The organism is Roseateles chitinivorans, from assembly GCF_002761755.1.
In the GTDB taxonomy this organism is placed as follows: domain Bacteria; phylum Pseudomonadota; class Gammaproteobacteria; order Burkholderiales; family Burkholderiaceae_C; genus Roseateles; species Roseateles chitinivorans.
The window spans coordinates 26,827-43,393 of record NZ_PEOG01000029.1 but is presented as its reverse complement, the minus strand read 5'-3'; the positions used below and the strand labels follow the sequence as shown (position 1 = coordinate 43,393).

13 protein-coding genes are annotated in these 16,567 nt (G+C 69.0%); 4 read left to right on the top strand and 9 right to left on the bottom strand.

Annotated elements, in window-relative coordinates:
* Positions 1-23: 23 nt before the first annotated feature.
* From CS062_RS12390 to CS062_RS26195, 5 genes are all read right to left on the bottom strand, one after another.
* On the bottom strand, positions 24-845 hold the full coding sequence (locus CS062_RS12390) for a helix-turn-helix domain-containing protein (RefSeq protein ID WP_158238771.1): 822 nt from the start codon (positions 843-845) through the stop codon (positions 24-26).
* 31 nt (positions 846-876) lie between these two features.
* Positions 877-1,617: a lipase secretion chaperone gene (locus CS062_RS25845; RefSeq protein ID WP_143742336.1), complete on the bottom strand. Its 741-nt coding sequence runs from the start codon at positions 1,615-1,617 to the stop codon at positions 877-879.
* A 23-nt stretch (positions 1,618-1,640) separates the two neighbouring features.
* Positions 1,641-2,495: an alpha/beta hydrolase family protein gene (locus CS062_RS12380; protein ID WP_099861934.1), complete on the bottom strand. Its 855-nt coding sequence runs from the start codon at positions 2,493-2,495 to the stop codon at positions 1,641-1,643.
* A gap of 213 nt (positions 2,496-2,708) precedes the next feature.
* Entirely contained in the window at positions 2,709-3,200 is a 492-nt protein-coding gene (locus tag CS062_RS12375; protein WP_099861933.1) for a GFA family protein, read from the bottom strand.
* 67 nt (positions 3,201-3,267) lie between these two features.
* Positions 3,268-3,756 (bottom strand): BLUF domain-containing protein, encoded by a 489-nt coding sequence (locus CS062_RS26195; RefSeq protein WP_158238770.1) that lies wholly within the window; start codon positions 3,754-3,756, stop codon positions 3,268-3,270.
* A gap of 159 nt (positions 3,757-3,915) precedes the next feature.
* Between CS062_RS26195 and CS062_RS12365 the strand changes: the two genes are divergently transcribed.
* Positions 3,916-4,935: an aldo/keto reductase gene (locus CS062_RS12365; protein ID WP_099861932.1), complete on the top strand. Its 1,020-nt coding sequence runs from the start codon at positions 3,916-3,918 to the stop codon at positions 4,933-4,935.
* Here CS062_RS12365 and CS062_RS12360 read toward each other — a convergent pair.
* The 3 genes from CS062_RS12360 to CS062_RS26190 all read right to left on the bottom strand — a co-directional run bounded on the left by CS062_RS12360 (position 4,925) and on the right by CS062_RS26190 (position 11,733).
* Positions 4,925-6,811 (bottom strand): hypothetical protein, encoded by a 1,887-nt coding sequence (locus tag CS062_RS12360; RefSeq protein ID WP_143742334.1) that lies wholly within the window; start codon positions 6,809-6,811, stop codon positions 4,925-4,927. The genes CS062_RS12365 and CS062_RS12360 overlap by 11 nt on opposite strands.
* Positions 6,812-6,952: 141 nt before the next feature.
* Positions 6,953-10,168 (bottom strand): TonB-dependent receptor, encoded by a 3,216-nt coding sequence (locus tag CS062_RS12355; RefSeq protein ID WP_158238769.1) that lies wholly within the window; start codon positions 10,166-10,168, stop codon positions 6,953-6,955.
* 38 nt (positions 10,169-10,206) lie between these two features.
* A complete protein-coding gene (locus CS062_RS26190) occupies positions 10,207-11,733 on the bottom strand; it encodes a hypothetical protein (protein WP_158238768.1) in 1,527 nt (508 codons plus the stop codon).
* Between the two features lie 178 nt (positions 11,734-11,911).
* Between CS062_RS26190 and CS062_RS12350 the strand changes: the two genes are divergently transcribed.
* Positions 11,912-13,432, top strand: coding sequence for a tryptophan halogenase family protein (locus CS062_RS12350; RefSeq protein WP_099861929.1), 1,521 nt, complete (start codon positions 11,912-11,914; stop codon positions 13,430-13,432).
* Positions 13,433-13,438: 6 nt separating this feature from the next.
* Here CS062_RS12350 and CS062_RS12345 read toward each other — a convergent pair whose 3' ends face one another.
* The gene (locus CS062_RS12345) at positions 13,439-14,164 is read right to left on the bottom strand and encodes a FadR/GntR family transcriptional regulator (protein WP_099861928.1); all 726 of its coding nucleotides are present in this window, start codon (positions 14,162-14,164) and stop codon (positions 13,439-13,441) included.
* Positions 14,165-14,399: 235 nt separating this feature from the next.
* Here CS062_RS12345 and CS062_RS12340 point away from each other — a divergent pair, with 235 nt between their 5' ends.
* Both CS062_RS12340 and CS062_RS12335 read left to right on the top strand, forming a co-directional pair.
* Positions 14,400-15,632 carry an AGE family epimerase/isomerase gene (locus CS062_RS12340; protein WP_099861927.1) on the top strand — a complete coding sequence of 411 codons (1,233 nt, stop codon included), beginning with the start codon at positions 14,400-14,402 and terminating at the stop codon, positions 15,630-15,632.
* A complete protein-coding gene (locus CS062_RS12335; RefSeq protein WP_099861926.1) occupies positions 15,625-16,557 on the top strand; it encodes a carbohydrate kinase family protein in 933 nt (310 codons plus the stop codon). The genes CS062_RS12340 and CS062_RS12335 overlap by 8 nt, the downstream gene beginning before the upstream one ends.
* Positions 16,558-16,567 lie beyond the last annotated feature (10 nt).

The following is a 16,567-nucleotide window of genomic DNA, read 5'->3' as shown; positions in this document are numbered from 1 at the left end:
GTGCCTTTGCTGGACGGAGACCGTCAGACGAGTTTCTCCGACAGGCTGACGCGCTGGCGCCAGGCGTGATCGACGCGCCCGTCCTGCGTGCTGTCGTGCTGTGCGAAGTAGCGCGACGGACAGTCGCCGTAGCAGCGCATCCACACCTTGGCCAGGTGCGCGGAGTCGGTGAACCCGGACGCCTGCGCAATGCTGGTTAACGCGCGGCCGCTGCCGAAGAACATTGCCGCACGCTGGATCTTCGCGGCCAGCGCGTACTGCCGCGCCGTGATGCCGAGCGAGCGCACGAAGCCGCGCGATGCCTGCGTCGCGGACAGTCCCACTGCCGTGCCCAGGGCCGTCAGGTCCAAGGACGGATCCAGCCGCAGCGCGGCCATCATCTGTCGCACCCGGCCCTCCAGCGGCCGATGCGGCGCCACGCTGTCGGCGACGCTGCCCACCAGCATCTGCACCGAGGCCTGCAGGCGCCGGCCGCTCAAGGCCCGATGGGCAAAGGCGCGCGCGCAATCCCGCAGGCCGGCGAAGCGGTGCGCGTCGAGCACGCGCACCGGCGCGCGGTCGGGCCAGCGGCTGAAGGTGTTGTAGCGCGGATGGGTGGGCTCCAGGTCGATCAGCACGACGGGCTGACCGCCCGAGTCGATGGCGCGCCAGGAAAACGGTCGGATCGCCATCAGGTGACCTTGCCACTGCTGGCCGTCGACGCTGATGCTCAGTGGCTGCGGCGTCAGCGCGCAGGCCAGCGTCGCGGAGTGTCGGCAGACGCGCGACCGCAAGGCCGCGCTGGCGTAGATGAAGCTGTCACCCAGCAGGCCGAGGCGAGGCTCGACGATGTCGCCAGAGGTCATGGCGGCATGCTCCGAGCCGCGCGCCGCGGCGTCAAGGCGGAACCGCGCCGCGCTCCAGGTCATAGCGGACCTGCGCCCGCATCGCCTTCTCCTCCATGCTGCGCGTGGTCGAGGTGTCCTCTCGCATCAGCTCCAGGATGCGGCGTGCGACGGCATCATCCTGCGCGAACATCTGCCGCGCCGCGTCGGCACCGAAGTGACTGGCCCGCAGCGCCTGCATCGCTTGCAGTTGCGCGAGTCCCTCCTCGGGCACCAATGGCGCCCGGCCCGGCGGGAACGCGGCGGCCTGCGCCGTCTGGTAGGCCTCGAACTGCGCGACCAGCTCTCGGGCGCGCGCCGCGGCGGCCGGCGGAAGGCCCGCCAGCTCCGCGTCCAGCCGCGCTGCCAGCGCGTCGCCTTCATGGAGCGCCAGCAGCGCCTCGGCGCGCAGGCGCATCGGCTGGTCGACGACCAGGCGGCCCTGCGCATCGAGGCGGAATACGCCCGAGGACGCGCTCGCAAGTCCTGGCCCTGCCGACCCTTGCGAGGACTCCGGTGACGCCGATGTGTCGTTCGCAGCGCGGGCATGAGACGTGCCGGGCGATGTCCCCGATTCGGACGACGCCGCCGCAGCGGGGGCGCGTGCCCAGGGGAATGCCGCGGCCGGTTCCTCGTCGGCCGCCGGGGCGCGGGCCGCGGCGGCCAGCCAGACCAGGAGGATCGCCGAGCCGAGGCCGGCGGCAAGGGCCCACGCGATGCGCCGGCCCCGGTGTCGATCGGACGAGTGCGACATGGCGTCCTCCTGCGGCTGCGGGCTCAGTACGGGCAGTTCTGGTTGTAGCGATCGAACACCAGCGCGGTGGCGTACGCCTCGTGCGGCGCGCCGCAGAGGAAGGGGGAATAGCGGCTGTCCGCGTCGACGAAGCGCTTCATCCACGCGGTCCCGTAGCGGCCGATCGGCGTGTTGGTGCTGTTGGGCGTGAAGTGGCTCGCACCGTTGAGCTCCGCATAGGCCTTGAAGGTCGTGGCGGGCAGGCTCGCGTAGAACGGCCTCGCATGCACGGCGACCGAGGCGACCGAGTCGCCGTCCGCGCCGACGATCAGTGTCGGCACCTGCACCTGCGTGAAGCTGCTGCTGAGGTTCCACGGCGTCAGCGGCAGCGCGGCCTTGAGCGTCGGGTTGTTCTCCGCGGCGATCAGGGCGCCGCCGCCACCCATCGAATGTCCCGCGACCGCCAGGCGCGTGCTGTCCACGCGGCTGCGCACGGTGCTGCTCGCGCTGTTGACGACGTGGTTGAGCGCGGCCATCAGCTGCGTGGCGCGGCTGGCGGGCTGGTCGAGCGTGCTGTTGGTGTTGATGGTGATGACCACCAGGCCGTGCGTGGCCAGGCGGCGGCCGAGCCAGGCGACGCTGGACTCGGTGGCGGTGAAGCCGGGGCTGATGGCCACCACGCCGTAGCGCCCGGTCGTGGTGGGGTAGTAGATCGTGCCGCCGCCGAAGCCGCGGGCGAGCACCACGTTGCTGGTGGAGACCGCGAACGGTCCGGAGGTGGCGTTGAGGCTGGAAGAGGTGGGGTCCGGACCGATCTGGGCCGAGGCGCTGGCGGCCGCGAAGGTGCCGCACAGGACCAGGGCGCGCAAGGCGCGTCGCAACGAAGCTGACTGGGTCATGGTGTCTCCCTGAGTAGATGCGCCCGCGATGCAACATGCATCGGGCGAGGCGCAGTCTAGGAAGCACACCGGCGAGGCGCCTTGTATGCAGCGGCGGAGCGCCCCCCTAGGATGACTGAGGGAAAACCCGGAAGGGTCCGGCGACCCGCGCGAAGCGGTCCGCGATTCGCGCCGCGCTGCAACGGTCACGCCTTGATCGGACGCTCCAGCGCGCTACTCGATGTCGCCTTCGATGAACGGATTGTCGGCCTCGTACTCCGCGCGGGTCTTGCGGCGATGCTCGCCCGCGAGCGGCACCGAGGCCATCGCCCGATCGACGTAGATCTCGGAACGGAGCGGCCAGGCGCGAGCCGCGTCGAAGAGACCCGGCATGAGTTCGTAGCACTTGGGCTGGCCGTTGTCGTCGACGTCGTTGAACCACAGGTGCGAGCCGCAACGCGCGCAGAAGGCGCGCTCGGCGAAGGAGGACGAGCGGTAGCGCGTGACCTCGCCGGTGACGGTGACGGCAGAGACATCGGCGGTGAAGCACAGGAACAGACCGCCGGTCCATCGCTGGCACATCCGGCAATGGCAAGCGCCGACGCGCGGGTCGTGGTGTCCCGCCACGGTGATCGTGACGGCGCCACAGAGGCAATGGCCCGTCAGCGGCGAGGCGGACGGGCTCGTGGCGGACGAGGGGGAGGACTCGGCGGTCGTTGGCTGCATGGTCGTGGCTCCGGAAAGCGGCGACGGTGAGGAGCAATCCGCGCGCCGGGGCCGGCGATGCGCAACGTCAGGCCGCGAGCGCCAGCGTCCTCAGGCCGGACGACCAGTACAGCGGGTCGCGGGCCAGCAGGTCACGCAGATGATCGATCAGGTCGGTCGCTTCGCGCCGATCGTCACGCACGGCATGGGCGAGCTCGCCCGCGGCTTCCTCGACGAGCAGCGCCATGCTCCAACGGTCGAAGATCCGAGTCCTCGTGGGGACGTCCAGCACCAGCCGGATGTCGCCATGCCTGCTGTCGCCGCAGATGCGTGCCAGCGTTTCACCGACGTCGGCCTGAGATCCTTCGAGCACCTGCGCGAACAGGCCCTTCCCGACCGCGAGTACGCCCGACAGGTCGCGACGGCGGTTCTTCAGCTGTGCCGTCGCGATGATCTGCCGCAGCGCCTGTTCAGTGGTGCCTTCAGCGGCGCAGCTGATGTAGAGGATTCGTCTCAGCAAAGCTTGTCCTTCGTGCCCACAGGGACGTGAGTTCCGGGACGCATTCTGGGCGGCCACCGGCCTCTTTTGAAGCGGTGAACGGCCCAAGCTGCTGTGCGGCGATTGCGTACAAGAGCGGCTCGGCGGGACGCGATGACATCGCGTCGCGATGTTGCGACAGAATTTCACTTCCGACGCCCTGCTCCGGCCTTCACTCCCCCTCTCAAGCGCCCATCGATGACCGACAGCCCTTTCACCCCCTATGTCGCCGCGGATGACCGCTACACCACCCAGCCGTTCCGCCGCAGTGGCGTGAGCGGCCTGCAGCTGCCGGCGGTCTCGCTGGGCCTGTGGCACAACTTCGGCGGCGTGGACCGCATCGAGAATGCGCGGGCGCTGCTGCGCTGCGCCTTCGATCGCGGGATCGTCCATTTCGACCTCGCCAACAACTACGGCCCGCCGCCGGGATCGGCCGAAGAGACGCTCGGCCGCCTGCTGCGCAGCGATTTCGCGCCCTATCGCGACGAGCTGGTGATCTCCACCAAGGCCGGCTATGTGATGGGACCCGGGCCGTACGGGGACGGCGGCTCGCGCAAGTACCTGCTGGCCAGCCTGGACCAGAGCCTGAAGCGGATGGGGCTGGACTACGTGGACATCTATTACCACCATCGGCCCGACCCCCACACGCCGCTGGAGGAGACGGCAGCCGCGCTGTCGCATGCGGTGACGAGCGGCCGCGCGCTCTATGTCGGCGTGTCCAACTACCCGCCCGAATTGACACGCAGCATCGCCGCGCTGCTCCGCCGCAACGGCACCCCCTGCGTGATCCATCAGCCGCGCTACAACATGCTGGACCGCAAGGCGGAAACGAGCGGTCTGCTCGCGACGCTGCAACAGGAAGGCATTGGCTGCATCCCCTTCTCTCCGCTGGCGCAAGGGCTGCTGAGCGACCGCTACCTGAGCGGCACGGTGCCCGCGGATTCCCGCGCCTCCCGCGGCGCTTTCCTGAAGCCGACCGACATCACCGAGGAACGGCTGGCGCTGCTGCACCGGCTGGACGCGATCGCCCGCGACCGCGGCCAATCGCTCGCACGAATGGCGCTGACCTGGGTGCTGCGCCAGCCGGCGGTCACCTCGGTGCTGATCGGCGCCAGCCGCGAAGCACAGATCGTCGACGCCGTGGAGGCCGCCGCGGCAGAGCCGCTGTCGGACGAGGAACTGGCGCGCATCGACGACGCGCTGGCCGCTATCGCCTGACGCCCACATCGCCGGCCGGGCTCCGGCCGGGCGCCTGATTCTGCGGGTCCTGCTGGCCCTTGAGGAAAGGCCCCGCATCCTCCAGACCGGCGCCGAGTTCGACCTTCTGCAACACCCGCCGCTTGTTGACGGTCCATTCCTGGACCGGCGTGTCCGCCACTTCGGTCCGGCGCATCTCGGCGAGGAGGTCGCCGCGGATCACGCCGGTCTCGAGTCGCCGTTGCCACTGCTGCGCCCATTGCGCCATGGCCGGGGCTTGCGCGTTCTGCGCGAGCGAACCCAGCGCCTCATACGCGTCGTCCCCCTTGCCGGTGAACGCATAAGCCAGTGCAGCGAACCGGGTCAGCGCGTTCACGTCCCGCGCCGTCTGCCAGACGGCAATGACGTCCTGAAGCGCGGCCTCGTCCGGCGTGTCCGCCGCGGCGACTTCCGCCTTGAACCAGGCAAGGGCGACTTCCGCCGATCGGGGGTTCAACGCCCGCGCGCGCTGCAAGTGCTGCCGCGCGGCCAGGAGATGGACCTGCCGAGCCTCACCTTCGGCGCGCCCGGCCAGACTCAGCTGCGCCCTGCCCGCCAGGTATCGGGCCTCGAAGTCCGTGTCGTCGTCCCGCCATGCGGCCTCCAGCCGAGCGAGTGCCGCCTGCGGATCTCCCCAGTCGATCTGCGCCCGGCTCCAGGCGAGCTGCCCGAGCCGGTCGTCGGGAAACCGGGCTGACAGGGCGGTGACCTCCTTCAGCAAGGCCTCGCCGGCCCGCCGGTCCGGGCAGGAACGGAGGGCGGCGTCCGCCAGCATGAACTCCCCGGTACCGCGCGTCAGCGCATGGAAGCTGATCGGCGCAGTGGGAACGGACTGAGGCGCGCCTCGCACGACTTGCAGACCGCGCAGACCGTAGCGCCACATCAGCGGCCCCAGGTCCGCGATCGTCATCCCGAAGGCCCGTTCGAACGCCACGATCGGCGACGCGCCGTCACCGACCAGTCGCAGGTAGCGGCTCAGCCGTTTGCGGTTGTCGTCCGAGGACAGCGCGTAATGCGTCAGCAACCAGGACTTCGCCTGGAATTCGAGTCGCGCGCCGGCCTCGCCGCCATGGCCGTGTGCATTGCCCAGCCGGTGCGCCAGCACGTCCTCCCATTCGAGGTGGTACCTGCGTCCCGAGCCGAGGAACCTCAGGTAGCCGGCGACGTCCCTCGGCACCCGCCCGACGGCCGTCTGCTGCGTCGAGAACCGCACGCTGGAGAAGTACTGCGCGAAACCGTCGACGAACCACGCCGGGGCGCGGATGTCGGTATGGCGCGAGAGGAAGTGCCGCGCATAGGCCTCGAAGACGTAGGTCAGCGAATCGTTCAGCGGCGCTTTCTCCAGCTGCTCGTCGTCGAGCGCCGTGATGCGTTCGAGATGAACGCCGAAGCCCTGCACGCCGTCGGCGCAACTGTTGTACAGGCCGATGGCATCGACCGGGACGCTGCCCGGGAACGCGCGCAGGCCGGACGGGCTGGCGTGGTAGTACAGCGTCAGCTTCGATGCCTGTGGCACCGAGGCCCCGGCGGGCTGGGTATAGGCTCGCAGCAGCCGATCCAGCTTCTCCAGGTTGTCCAGCAGGGGCGCGACGTCCTCCTCACGCGTGTCGGAGTACACGATGAAATGCGGGCTCTCGGCGCGGAACCACTGGGAGACCTCCGTCTTCCTGCCGACCACTTCGACACGTTCCAGGTTGGCCGCGCCGGCGGATTGGGCCCGGACGACGCCGGCCGAGAGCAGGACGAGGGCCGCGGCGACCGCGACCTGGGAGGCGTTGTGCATGAGACGTCGAATCCTTGCGGGCGGGGCGAGCCCCGCCGTGTGTTGGCAGCGGGGGGCGCGCCCGAGCAGCGGCACCCAGCGCTGCTCGCGGCCGTCCCGGCGGTAGGCGCCGCCACGCTCGCACCGTGCCTAGCTCAGGCCCGGGCGGCCCGGATGCAGCACCAGGTCGCCGACAAAGCCCCGTCCCCCGAACGGCAGGTTGCGCCCGCGCTGGCCTCAGAGCTCGTAGCGGCCCGTCAGGTAGTAGCTGCGTCCCGGGAAGTTCCAGCTCGAGCCCAGGAAGCCCGGCGTCTGCTGGAAGGTGCGGCGGACCTTCACGTTGTTCAGGTTGGTCACGCTGAGCGACAGCCCGAACTTCTCGGTGAAGTTGTACGACACGCCACCGTCCCACTGCCCGAAAGCTTCCTGGTACTGCGGCAGTCCCCACCAGGTGTCCTTCGCGCCGGCACGCGCCGGATCGGCGCTGGTGCCGTTCTGGCCGTTGAAGTCGACGCCGACGTTCTTGAGCACGCGGCTGGTCCAGTTGTAGGCCAGGCGGGCGGAGAAGCCGTAGCGGTCATAACGCAGCGCGAAGTTGGCGGCGTTCTTCACCAGGCCGGGCACCGGCAGCGCGCCGAACGGCAGGCCGTTGGTGTCGCAGCCGTAGACCTTGAGCGCGTCGCTGGTGATCGTGCCGTTGGCCGGGCAGAACTGCACCTGGGCATCGCGATAGAAGCGCTGGCTGCTGCCCAGGTAGGTGTAGTCCGCGGACACACCGAAGCCCTTGGCCCAGTCGGGCAGCTTGTCCTTCAGGAAGTCGAAGTGATCCAGGTAGGTCTCGGCCTTGATCTCGATGCCATGCACCCACGCCCGGGCCGCGTTGCGCGGTCCCTTGATCTGGAAGGTCTGCGGGTTGCCCGCCAGGCTGTTGTAGTCGCGCGTGTAGGTCGAGTCGTAGATCACGTCCTTCACGTCCTTGTAGAAGGCCGTGACCGACACCATCTGGCCGCTGCGCGGATACCACTCGAGCCCCACGTCGAAGTTGTCGGCGGTCAGCGGCTTCAGCTTGGCGTTGCCGGTGTTCTCGCCGGTGTAGGTGACCCGGTTGTTGGCGGTGTCGATGTTCTGGGTGAGCTTGACCGACTCCTGCAGCTTGTCGAAGCCCGGCCGGTACACGCTCCGGGCCATCGCGATGCGCCCGAGCAGCTTGTTGTCCCCGGTCAGGTTGAACTTCAGGTTCAGCGAAGGCAGCACGTCGACATGGCTCGCGTTGACGTTCAGGTCCTCGTTGATCGGACCGAAGCGCGGCACGTCGGGTGGCGTGCGGTCGTCGTAGGTCGCGTCGAAGGTGGTGTGCCCGTGCGACGACCGTCCGGTGTAGACGACACGCACGCCCAGGTTGCCTTCCACCGGAATCTTCCAGTCATCGAAGCCGAAGCGCAGGCTGCCGTAGACGGCATGGGTGCGCTCCGAGACGTTGCTGGTCATGTTCGGGTTCAGCCCGTAGTACAGCGTCGTGTCGTACTTGTAGTCGGTGGGATTGCAGGTGGGAACGTTGACCTGGTTCTGCGGGTTCTTCGTGTTCTGATCCCTCGCCCAGACCTGCGAGTCCAGGCACTGGTTGTAGCGGACGTCGCCCAGCAACTTGCTGTAGGTGTTGTAGTCCTTGAGGGCGCCGTAGGTCGGGAACACCACGCTGGGCGGCCTGTTGCCGCCGAAGGCCGCGTAGTTGAACAGCTCCACCGGCGCGGCGGCCGCATAACGCGGATCGCTGAGGTAGGCGAAGTTGGCCCGCGACTGCCAGCCCTGGTCGTCCGACGCGCTGGGCAACTGGCCCGGCGTGCTGGTCTGGCGCACCGACCAGGGTTCGGCGATCGACTTCCAGCCCACGCTGGTCAGGTCGCCCGCATAGACGGCCGCTTCCCGCTTGGAGGTCCGATAGGTGGTGCGGAAACCGAAGCGCAGGTCGCGGAGGATCGAGTCGTCCAGCACGTACTTGCCATCGACCTTCCACGCATACAGGTTGGCATCGCCCTTGTAGCGGCCGGGCATCGCCGACAGCCAGAAGTAGTTGCCGGGGTCGGCGAGGAAGGCGCGGGACCGGTCGTCGAAGCCGATCTGCACCGGTTTGCTGCCGGAGGTGGTGATGTCCATGCTGGGCACGAAGGTGGCCGTCTGCACTTCCTCGCCGCGGGTGCGGAAGGTGGACTTCACCCATTGCAGGTCGTTCTGCAACGCAAAGCGGTCGCTGACGTTCCACTGGAAATTCCAGGCCAGCTCGCCGGTGCTCGTGTGGTGCTGGTTGAAGGCCCGGCTGGTGCCCATCATGATGCCGCCGTCGGCGAACTGATTCGCGCCCTTGCCGCCCTGGCTGAAGTTCGTGACGTTGCCGTTGGCGTCGCGAGGCAGGCGCAGCGGGTAGGTGTAATGGCCCGACACCACCACCCCGCGATCGTCGACCACCGGGTTGTCGACCATCACGTTGTAGGGCGACATGTTGAAGTTGGGATCGCCGAAGCTCGGGTAGATGTTCGAGCCCGTGTTCTGCTCCCGCGACTTCGACACGAAGGCCGTCAGCGACGACTGCATGTTGTTCTTCTTCCACTGCAGCGCGCCGTAGAAGCCCTTGCGGTCGCTCTCGCCGAGGTTCTGCCCCCAGTTCGCCGCGCCCGGGACCCACACCGTGCGACCCGGCACGACGTCGGTGCGCGGGAAGTAGGGTTGGACTTCCAGCTTCTGCTGCTCGTAGGTCGAGTGGTTCATCGCCAGGTCGACCAGCGCGCCCCAGCGACCCGAATCGCTCTCCCACCGGGTCGAATAGAGCCCCGACAGCGTCGGCGAGAACTTCTTCGTCCGCTGCTCGTAGTTGCTGCCGAAGGAGACGACGCTCTTGGTGCCCTCGTAGTCGAACGGCAGCGCCGTGCGCAGGTCCACCTGTCCGCTGACGCCGCCCTCGATCTTTTCCGCCGACGGGTTCTTGTAGACGTCGACGCCGGCCATCAGTTCGGCGGGAATGGCGCTCCAGCTCAGGTCGCGCCCCGGCCAGCCGGCCGAGAACATCTCGCGGCCATTGAGCGTGGATGATCCCCAGGAGAGGCCGCGCACGTTGATGCGGTCGTCGCTGCCTTCCGAGAAGTGCTTGGGATCGTTGTTGGTCGAGCGCAGGCGCTCGACGGTCACGCCGACGATGCGCTGCAGCACCTCGGTGATGGACTTGTCGGGCAGCTTGCCCGCCTCTTCCGCCACGACGGAATCGACGATCTCCTCGGCGTTCTGCTTGATCTTCTGCGCCGACTGCAAGGCGGCGCGCTGGCCCTTGACGACCACGGTGCCCAGCGCGGCCGGCGTCTCGGGTTCCTTGGGCGGGGTCTGGGCCCAGGCGGCGCTGCCGGCGGTCAGCAGCAGCATCTGGACCATGCCGCGATGGACGGCGGTGGTGCGGAACTGTCTCATCGTTTTTCTTTCTGGTTCGGTTGTGCGGCGCCGGGCGATCACTGGAAGGTGATCGGGCCGAAGACGGTGACGTCCGTGCTCAGCGTGTAGCCCGGGTCGGTGGGGGCCGGCAGCGTGCCGTCCGCGTTGGGCGTCGGCCGGCTCAGGTTGATGCTCGGCGCGAACTGCAGGGCGCGAACGCCGTAGGCCCGGATCTGCGCCAGCCCGGCTTCCGCGGTCTGCGGAATGTCCGTGCCGCAGGTCTCCGTCACCGAGAAGTTCTTCAGCGGAATGAAGTAGGCGGTGAGCGCGGCGGACGTCGGCTGCAGGCTGGCGGAGGCGGTGATGTAGCACTCGTCGCCATTGGCCCGCTTCTGCAGGTTGTTCGTCTGGATGCGGACGGCCAGACCGCCGCCGCCGTCGACCAGCGTCTGATTCAGGCCGAGCGTGACGAACAGCGATTCCTCGGTCTTGAGGTCGAACGGCAGGCGGTCGCCGCCGGGCGTCCTGGGCGCGCCGATCTCGTAGTTGTAGTAGGCCCACCATCCCGTGGTGGAGCCGTCCCAGCCGCTGCCCGCCTTCTGCTTGATGTCGAAGCCGAAGGTCGACGAGAAGCTGGTCACCGTCAGGTTGCAGTACGACGGGTCCGCGCCGCCGCACCAACCGGAGATCGGCACGCCGGCGCCGGTATTGATGTCGCCGAACTCCAGCGTGCGATTGGTCGTCGGGTTGAAGCCGCTGGCAAAGAAGTGCGGATCGACGACCACCCCGAGCTGCTCGGTGGCACCGCTGGTGCTGGACAAGGTCACGGTGCAGGAGCCCTTGCCTAGGATCTGAAGCTCGCTGCCCGACACCGCGCACACGCTGGGCGAGGTGCTCGCATAGCTCAGGGCACTGCCGTCCGCGTCGATCGTGGCCAGCGCGACGACCTGCGTCTTGCCCAGACTCTGCACGATGGCCGGCGGTATCGGCGACACCCCGATGACCGCCGTCCCGGCCAGGGCCTCGTGGCGGCTGTCGGCAGGCGCGGTCACCGTCAACTGGCAAAGCCCGCTGCCAATCACCGTCAAGGTCGTGCCGCTGACCGTGCAGGTCGAGGGCGTGGTCGTCTGGTAGGTCGCCGCCAGCCCCGCATCGGTCGTGGCGGACAGGGCCACGGTCGCCGTCGCGGCGCGCAGCATCACCGCGACCGGCACGACCGGCTTCTGGGTTCCCCCGAGCACCTTGAACAGCTGCCCCACCTCGTCCGCGGCGGCCCACTGCTTGCCATTGGCGCCGGCACCGCCGGCCTGGCTGGCGGTCACGCTGCATTCGCCCTTGGCCAGCAGCGTCAGCTGGTCGCCGGACACCGTGCAGATGTCGGGCGTTCCCGATCGAAACGCCACCGGGAGGCCGGAATCGGCGGTGGCCTTGAGCGTCACCGGTCCGGAGAACAGCGTCGCTCCGCCCGGGTAGTTGAAGCTGATGGCCTGGAAGGCCCCGGAGCTGCCGCCGCCCTCGCCGCCCCCGCCGCCGCAGGCCACCACCATGGCACTCGCCGCCAGGACGGAGAGCTTCGCCCTATGTCTGAACACCTTCTTCGTCACGTCGTGTCTCCTCTTTTGTAGGTGGCCGGAGCGCTGCCCAAGCCTTGTGCCTGGCTCTCCTATCCGGTTAGACCACAGTAGCCAGATTCACCGCTAAATCATATGTTTGGCCTGACCAAATTTGGCTAGGGCAAACGCCCGGTCTGACCAGCTCCCCCCACGTTTTAGGTTTCGTCTCATGCGAAGTCATGCTCTGACCAAGATCGTCATCGTCGGCGGCGGTAGCGCCGGATGGATCGCCGCGGCGCCGCTGGCGCGCATGCTGTGCCGGCCGGGCCAGCCGGACCATTGCGAGGTGACCCTGGTGGAGTCGGCCGAGATCGGCACGGTGGGCGTCGGCGAGGCCACGCTGCCGACGATCCAGTTCTATAACCAGCTGCTGGGCATCGACGAGGCGGACTTCGTCCGCCAGACGCAGGCGAGCTACAAGCTCGGCATCGAGTTCCGCGACTGGGGCCGGCTCGGCCATCGCTTCTTCCACGGCTTCGGTGGTTTCGGCCCCGGCATCCACAACCGGCCGCTGTGGGCCTACTGGCTCCGCTTGCGGGAGCAGGACCCGACCCTGCCTGACTACGAGGAGTGGTCGACCGCCACGATGATGGCCCGCGGTCTGCGGTTCATGCCGCCCCGGCGGGGCGAAGCGTCGCCCGCCAGCGCCTTCGACTACGCCTACCACTTCGACGCGGCGCTGTACGGCGGCTACCTGCGCGACTACGCGTTGCGCCACGGCGCGCAGCGCGTCGAAGGCACCATCGTCCGCGTCGAGACCTCGGAGCAGAACGGCTTCGTCACGGCGGTGCACTTGCGGGATGGGCGTCGCATCGAGGGCGACTTCTTCATCGACTGCTCAGGCTTTCGCGCGTTGCTGATCGATGGCGCGATGCACTCGCCGTATGAGGACTGGAGCCACTGGCTGCCCTGTGATCGCGCCCTGGCCGTTCCTTGCGCGCGCACCGAGCCGATGACGCCCTTCACCTCCTCGACCGCGCGCGGTGCCGGCTGGCAATGGCGGATTCCGCTGCAGCACCGCACCGGCAATGGGCTGGTCTATTGCAGCGCCCACCTGGACGACGAGGCCGCCAACGAGCTGCTGCTGGCCAACCTCGATGGCCCGGCCCTGGCCGAGCCGCGCCCGCAGCGTTTCGTGACCGGACGGCGCAAGCGGGCCTGGGTCAGGAACGTCGTCGCCATCGGCCTGTCGTCGGGTTTCCTGGAGCCGCTGGAATCGACCAGCATCCAGCTGATCATGGACGGCGTCAGCCGCCTGACGGCCCTGCTGCCGGATCGCGACGTCGCGCCGGCGCTCGCCGACGAATTCAATCGGCAGATGGCGTATCGCTACGAGTCGGTGCGCGACTTCATCATCCTTCACTACAAGCTGAGCGAGCGCAGCGACAGCGAGTTCTGGCGCCAATGCGCGGCGATGCGCATCCCGGACGGCCTGGCCCACCAGATTCAGCTGTTCCGCGACACCGGCCGCGTGGCCATCCTGGAGCCGGAGGGCTTCGGCGAGTCCTCCTGGGTGTCACTGCTCCTGGGCCTGGGGGTCGTCCCGCTGCGCCTCGATCCCTATGTCGACCTGGTCGACCCCCGCGTCGTGCGGCGGCACCTGCACGGTGTCCACGACGCGATCAAGCGCACGGTCCAGGCCATGCCGACCCACAGCGAGTTCCTCGCCCGGATGAGCGGCGGCGGCTGACCCGCCTCAGGCGCCCTCGCCCCCGAGGGCCGGTTCGGCCGGCTCCTCGACCCAGCGTCCCAGCGACCCCAGCAGGTGACTGCACATCGCCGCCGCCGCGGCCTGCGGGTTGCGCGCCTCGAGCGCCCGGTAGATCGCCTCATGCTCCGCGAGCGCCGTCTGCCACGTCCGGGTCGACTCGACCCGTCCGCTCATGCGCGCCGCGATGGGGCTGTGGCGGCCATCGAAAAGCGTGCCGGCGATGTCCATCAGGACGGAGTTGCCGGTCATCTCGGCGATGCTCAGGTGGAATCGCCGATCGGCCTCCACCGGCCACTTGCCCGCGTGATGCTCCTCGCGCATCACGTCCAGGGCCTGCTCGAGCTTCTGAAGGCCGGCGCCGGTCACGCGCGCAGCCGCCAGCGTCACGACCGCGCTTTCGATCACGACGCGGGCCTCCATGAGTTCCGCCGGGCTTTCACCGAGGGACGAAGTCCCGCCGGCCTCGTCGGCGGCGACGGCACAGACATAGACCCCGGAGCCGCCGCGAATCTCGACGCGTCCTTCCATCTCGAGGGCGATGAGCGCCTCTCGCAGGGTCGGCCGGGACACGCCCAACTGAAGGGCCAGTTCCCGTTCCGCCGGCAGTCTCGCGCCGGCGCGCAGTCCTTCGCTGTCGATGTGCGTCCGGATCCGGTCCGCGACCACCTGGTATTGCCGACGTGGCTCGCCGGCGCGGTGGTGGTTGTGCATGGCCGTCTTCCCTGGACTGATTGGACTGCCCGGATCCTATTGCAACCAAGTTATCACCAGTGCGGCAGTGTCAGGGCTGACCGGAGGAATCCGGCTTGTTTACTAAACGCCGCTAAAGAGGTCACCCTATCCCACCGGGAGGTTGACCGCGTCGGAGCGCGCCACCTATAAGGCGCGCAGGCCTTTCGGCACCGTCGGAACGTCTCCGGCGGCCCCCTCGGACGCCTTCCTCACCATGCCCCAGCTCCCTGACTTCCGGTCGCCGGCCGTGCTCCTCGCGCATGTCCGGCACACCATGGCCTTCTATCACCCGCGCTGCATCGATCCCAGCGGCGGGATGTTCCACTTCTTCAAGGACGACGGCAGCGTCTACGACGCCCATCAGCGGCATCTGGTCAGCAGCACCCGATTCGTCTTCACCTATGCGATGGCGTACCGCCACTTCGGCGATCCAGCCCATCTGGACGGCCTGCACCATGCGGTGCGTTTCCTGCGCGAGGCGCACCGGGACCCATCGCATGGCGGCTACCACTGGCTGCTGGACTGCCACGCCGATCGGCGCGAGGTGCTCGACGGGACGCGCCACGCCTACGGGCACGCCTTCGTCCTGCTGGCTTACGCCCATGCCGCGATGGCCGGGCTGGACGAGGTCCGTCCCTGGCTCGCCGAGACCTTCGATCTGATGGAGCGCCGCTTCTGGGATGCGCCGGCCGGCCTTTACGCGGACGAGGCCAGCGCCGATTGGTCGCGGCTGTCGCCCTACCGCGGACAGAACGCCAACATGCATGCCTGCGAGGCCCTGCTGGCCGCCTTCGACGCGACCGGCGAACGCCACTACCTCGAGCGCGCCCACGAGCTGGCCCGCAACATCACGCAGCGCCAGGCCCAGCGCTGCGGCGGCCTCATCTGGGAGCACTACGACGCGCAGTGGCAGCCGGACTGGCAATTCAACATCGACAACCCGGCCCACCTGTTCCGCCCCTGGGGCTATCAGCCCGGCCATCTGACCGAGTGGGCCAAGCTGCTGCTGCAGCTGGAGGCCCGCGGCGATGCGCTGGAGGCGGACCTGGGCTGGGCGCGGCCCACCGCCGAGCGCCTGTTCAAGGTCGCGATGGACAAGGGCTGGGACCGCGAGCACGGTGGCCTGCACTACTCGCTGGCGCCCGACCTGAGCGTCTGCGACGCAGACAAGTATTTCTGGGTGCAGGCCGAGAGCGCCGCCGCCGCGGCGCTGCTGGCGGTCCGCACCCCTGGCGACGCGGCCTTCTACTGGGACTGGTACCAGCGGCTCTGGGCCTACAGCTGGACCCATTTCGTCGACCACGAGCACGGCGCCTGGTACCGCATCCTCGATCGCGAGAACCGCAAGCTCGGCGATGAGAAGAGTCCCGCGGGCAAGGTCGACTACCACACGATGGGCGCCTGCTACGACATCGTCCGGGCCATCGGAAAGGCCGTTCATGCATGACGCGCCGCGGATGCTCTGCGCCGGCGAGGCGCTGACCGACCTGCTGCACCAGGGCGAGGACCACTGGGTCAGCCGCGTCGGCGGCTCGGTCTGGAACGTGGCTCGTGCGCTGGCGGCGCTGGGCGAGCCGACCGCCTTTGCCGGGGCCGTCAGCCGCGACCACTTCGGCGATGCGCTGTGGACGGCCAGCGAGGCGGCCGGCCTGGATCTGCGCCTGATGCAGCGCGTCGATCGCGCGCCGTTGCTCGCGGTGGTCGAGCGGGGTGAGCCACCGTCCTACTTCTTCATCGGCAACGACAGCGCCGATCTGCACTTCGACGATCAAGCGCTGCCCGCCGGCTGGTCGCGGGCGCTGCGCTGGGCGCATTTCGGCGGCATCAGCCTGGCCCGCCAGCCGTTGGCCGACCGGCTGGTCGCGCTGGCGGAGCGCCTGAAGCGCCAGGGCGTGGCCATCAGCTACGACCCCAACTTCCGCATCCTGATGGACGCCGCCTACACGCCGACGCTGCGGCGCATGGTCGCGCTGGCCGACCTGATCAAGGTGTCGGACGAGGACCTGCGGGGCCTGTTCCCCGGCGTGGCGGTCGACGAGTCGCTGCATCAGCTCCGCGCGATGAATCCGTCGGCGCTGGTCCTGTTCACCCGTGGCGGCGCTGGTGCGAGCCTGCTGAGCGGCGAGCAGCGCTGCGAGGCGAAGGCGCCGCCGGTGGACGTCGTCGACACCGTCGGCGCCGGCGATGCGAGCGTGGCCGGCCTGCTGCACAGCCTCACCGGCCATCCGGAACGTGCCTTGCTCGATCACCTGCACGCGGCGCTGGCGGCCGGCTCGGCGGCCTGCCAGCACGCCGGTGCCACGCCGCCCAGCCGGGAGGCGGTCGACCGCCTGTACCAGCACTTGCGCGCCGGGGAGACTACGCGCGCCTGAGGCGACTGGC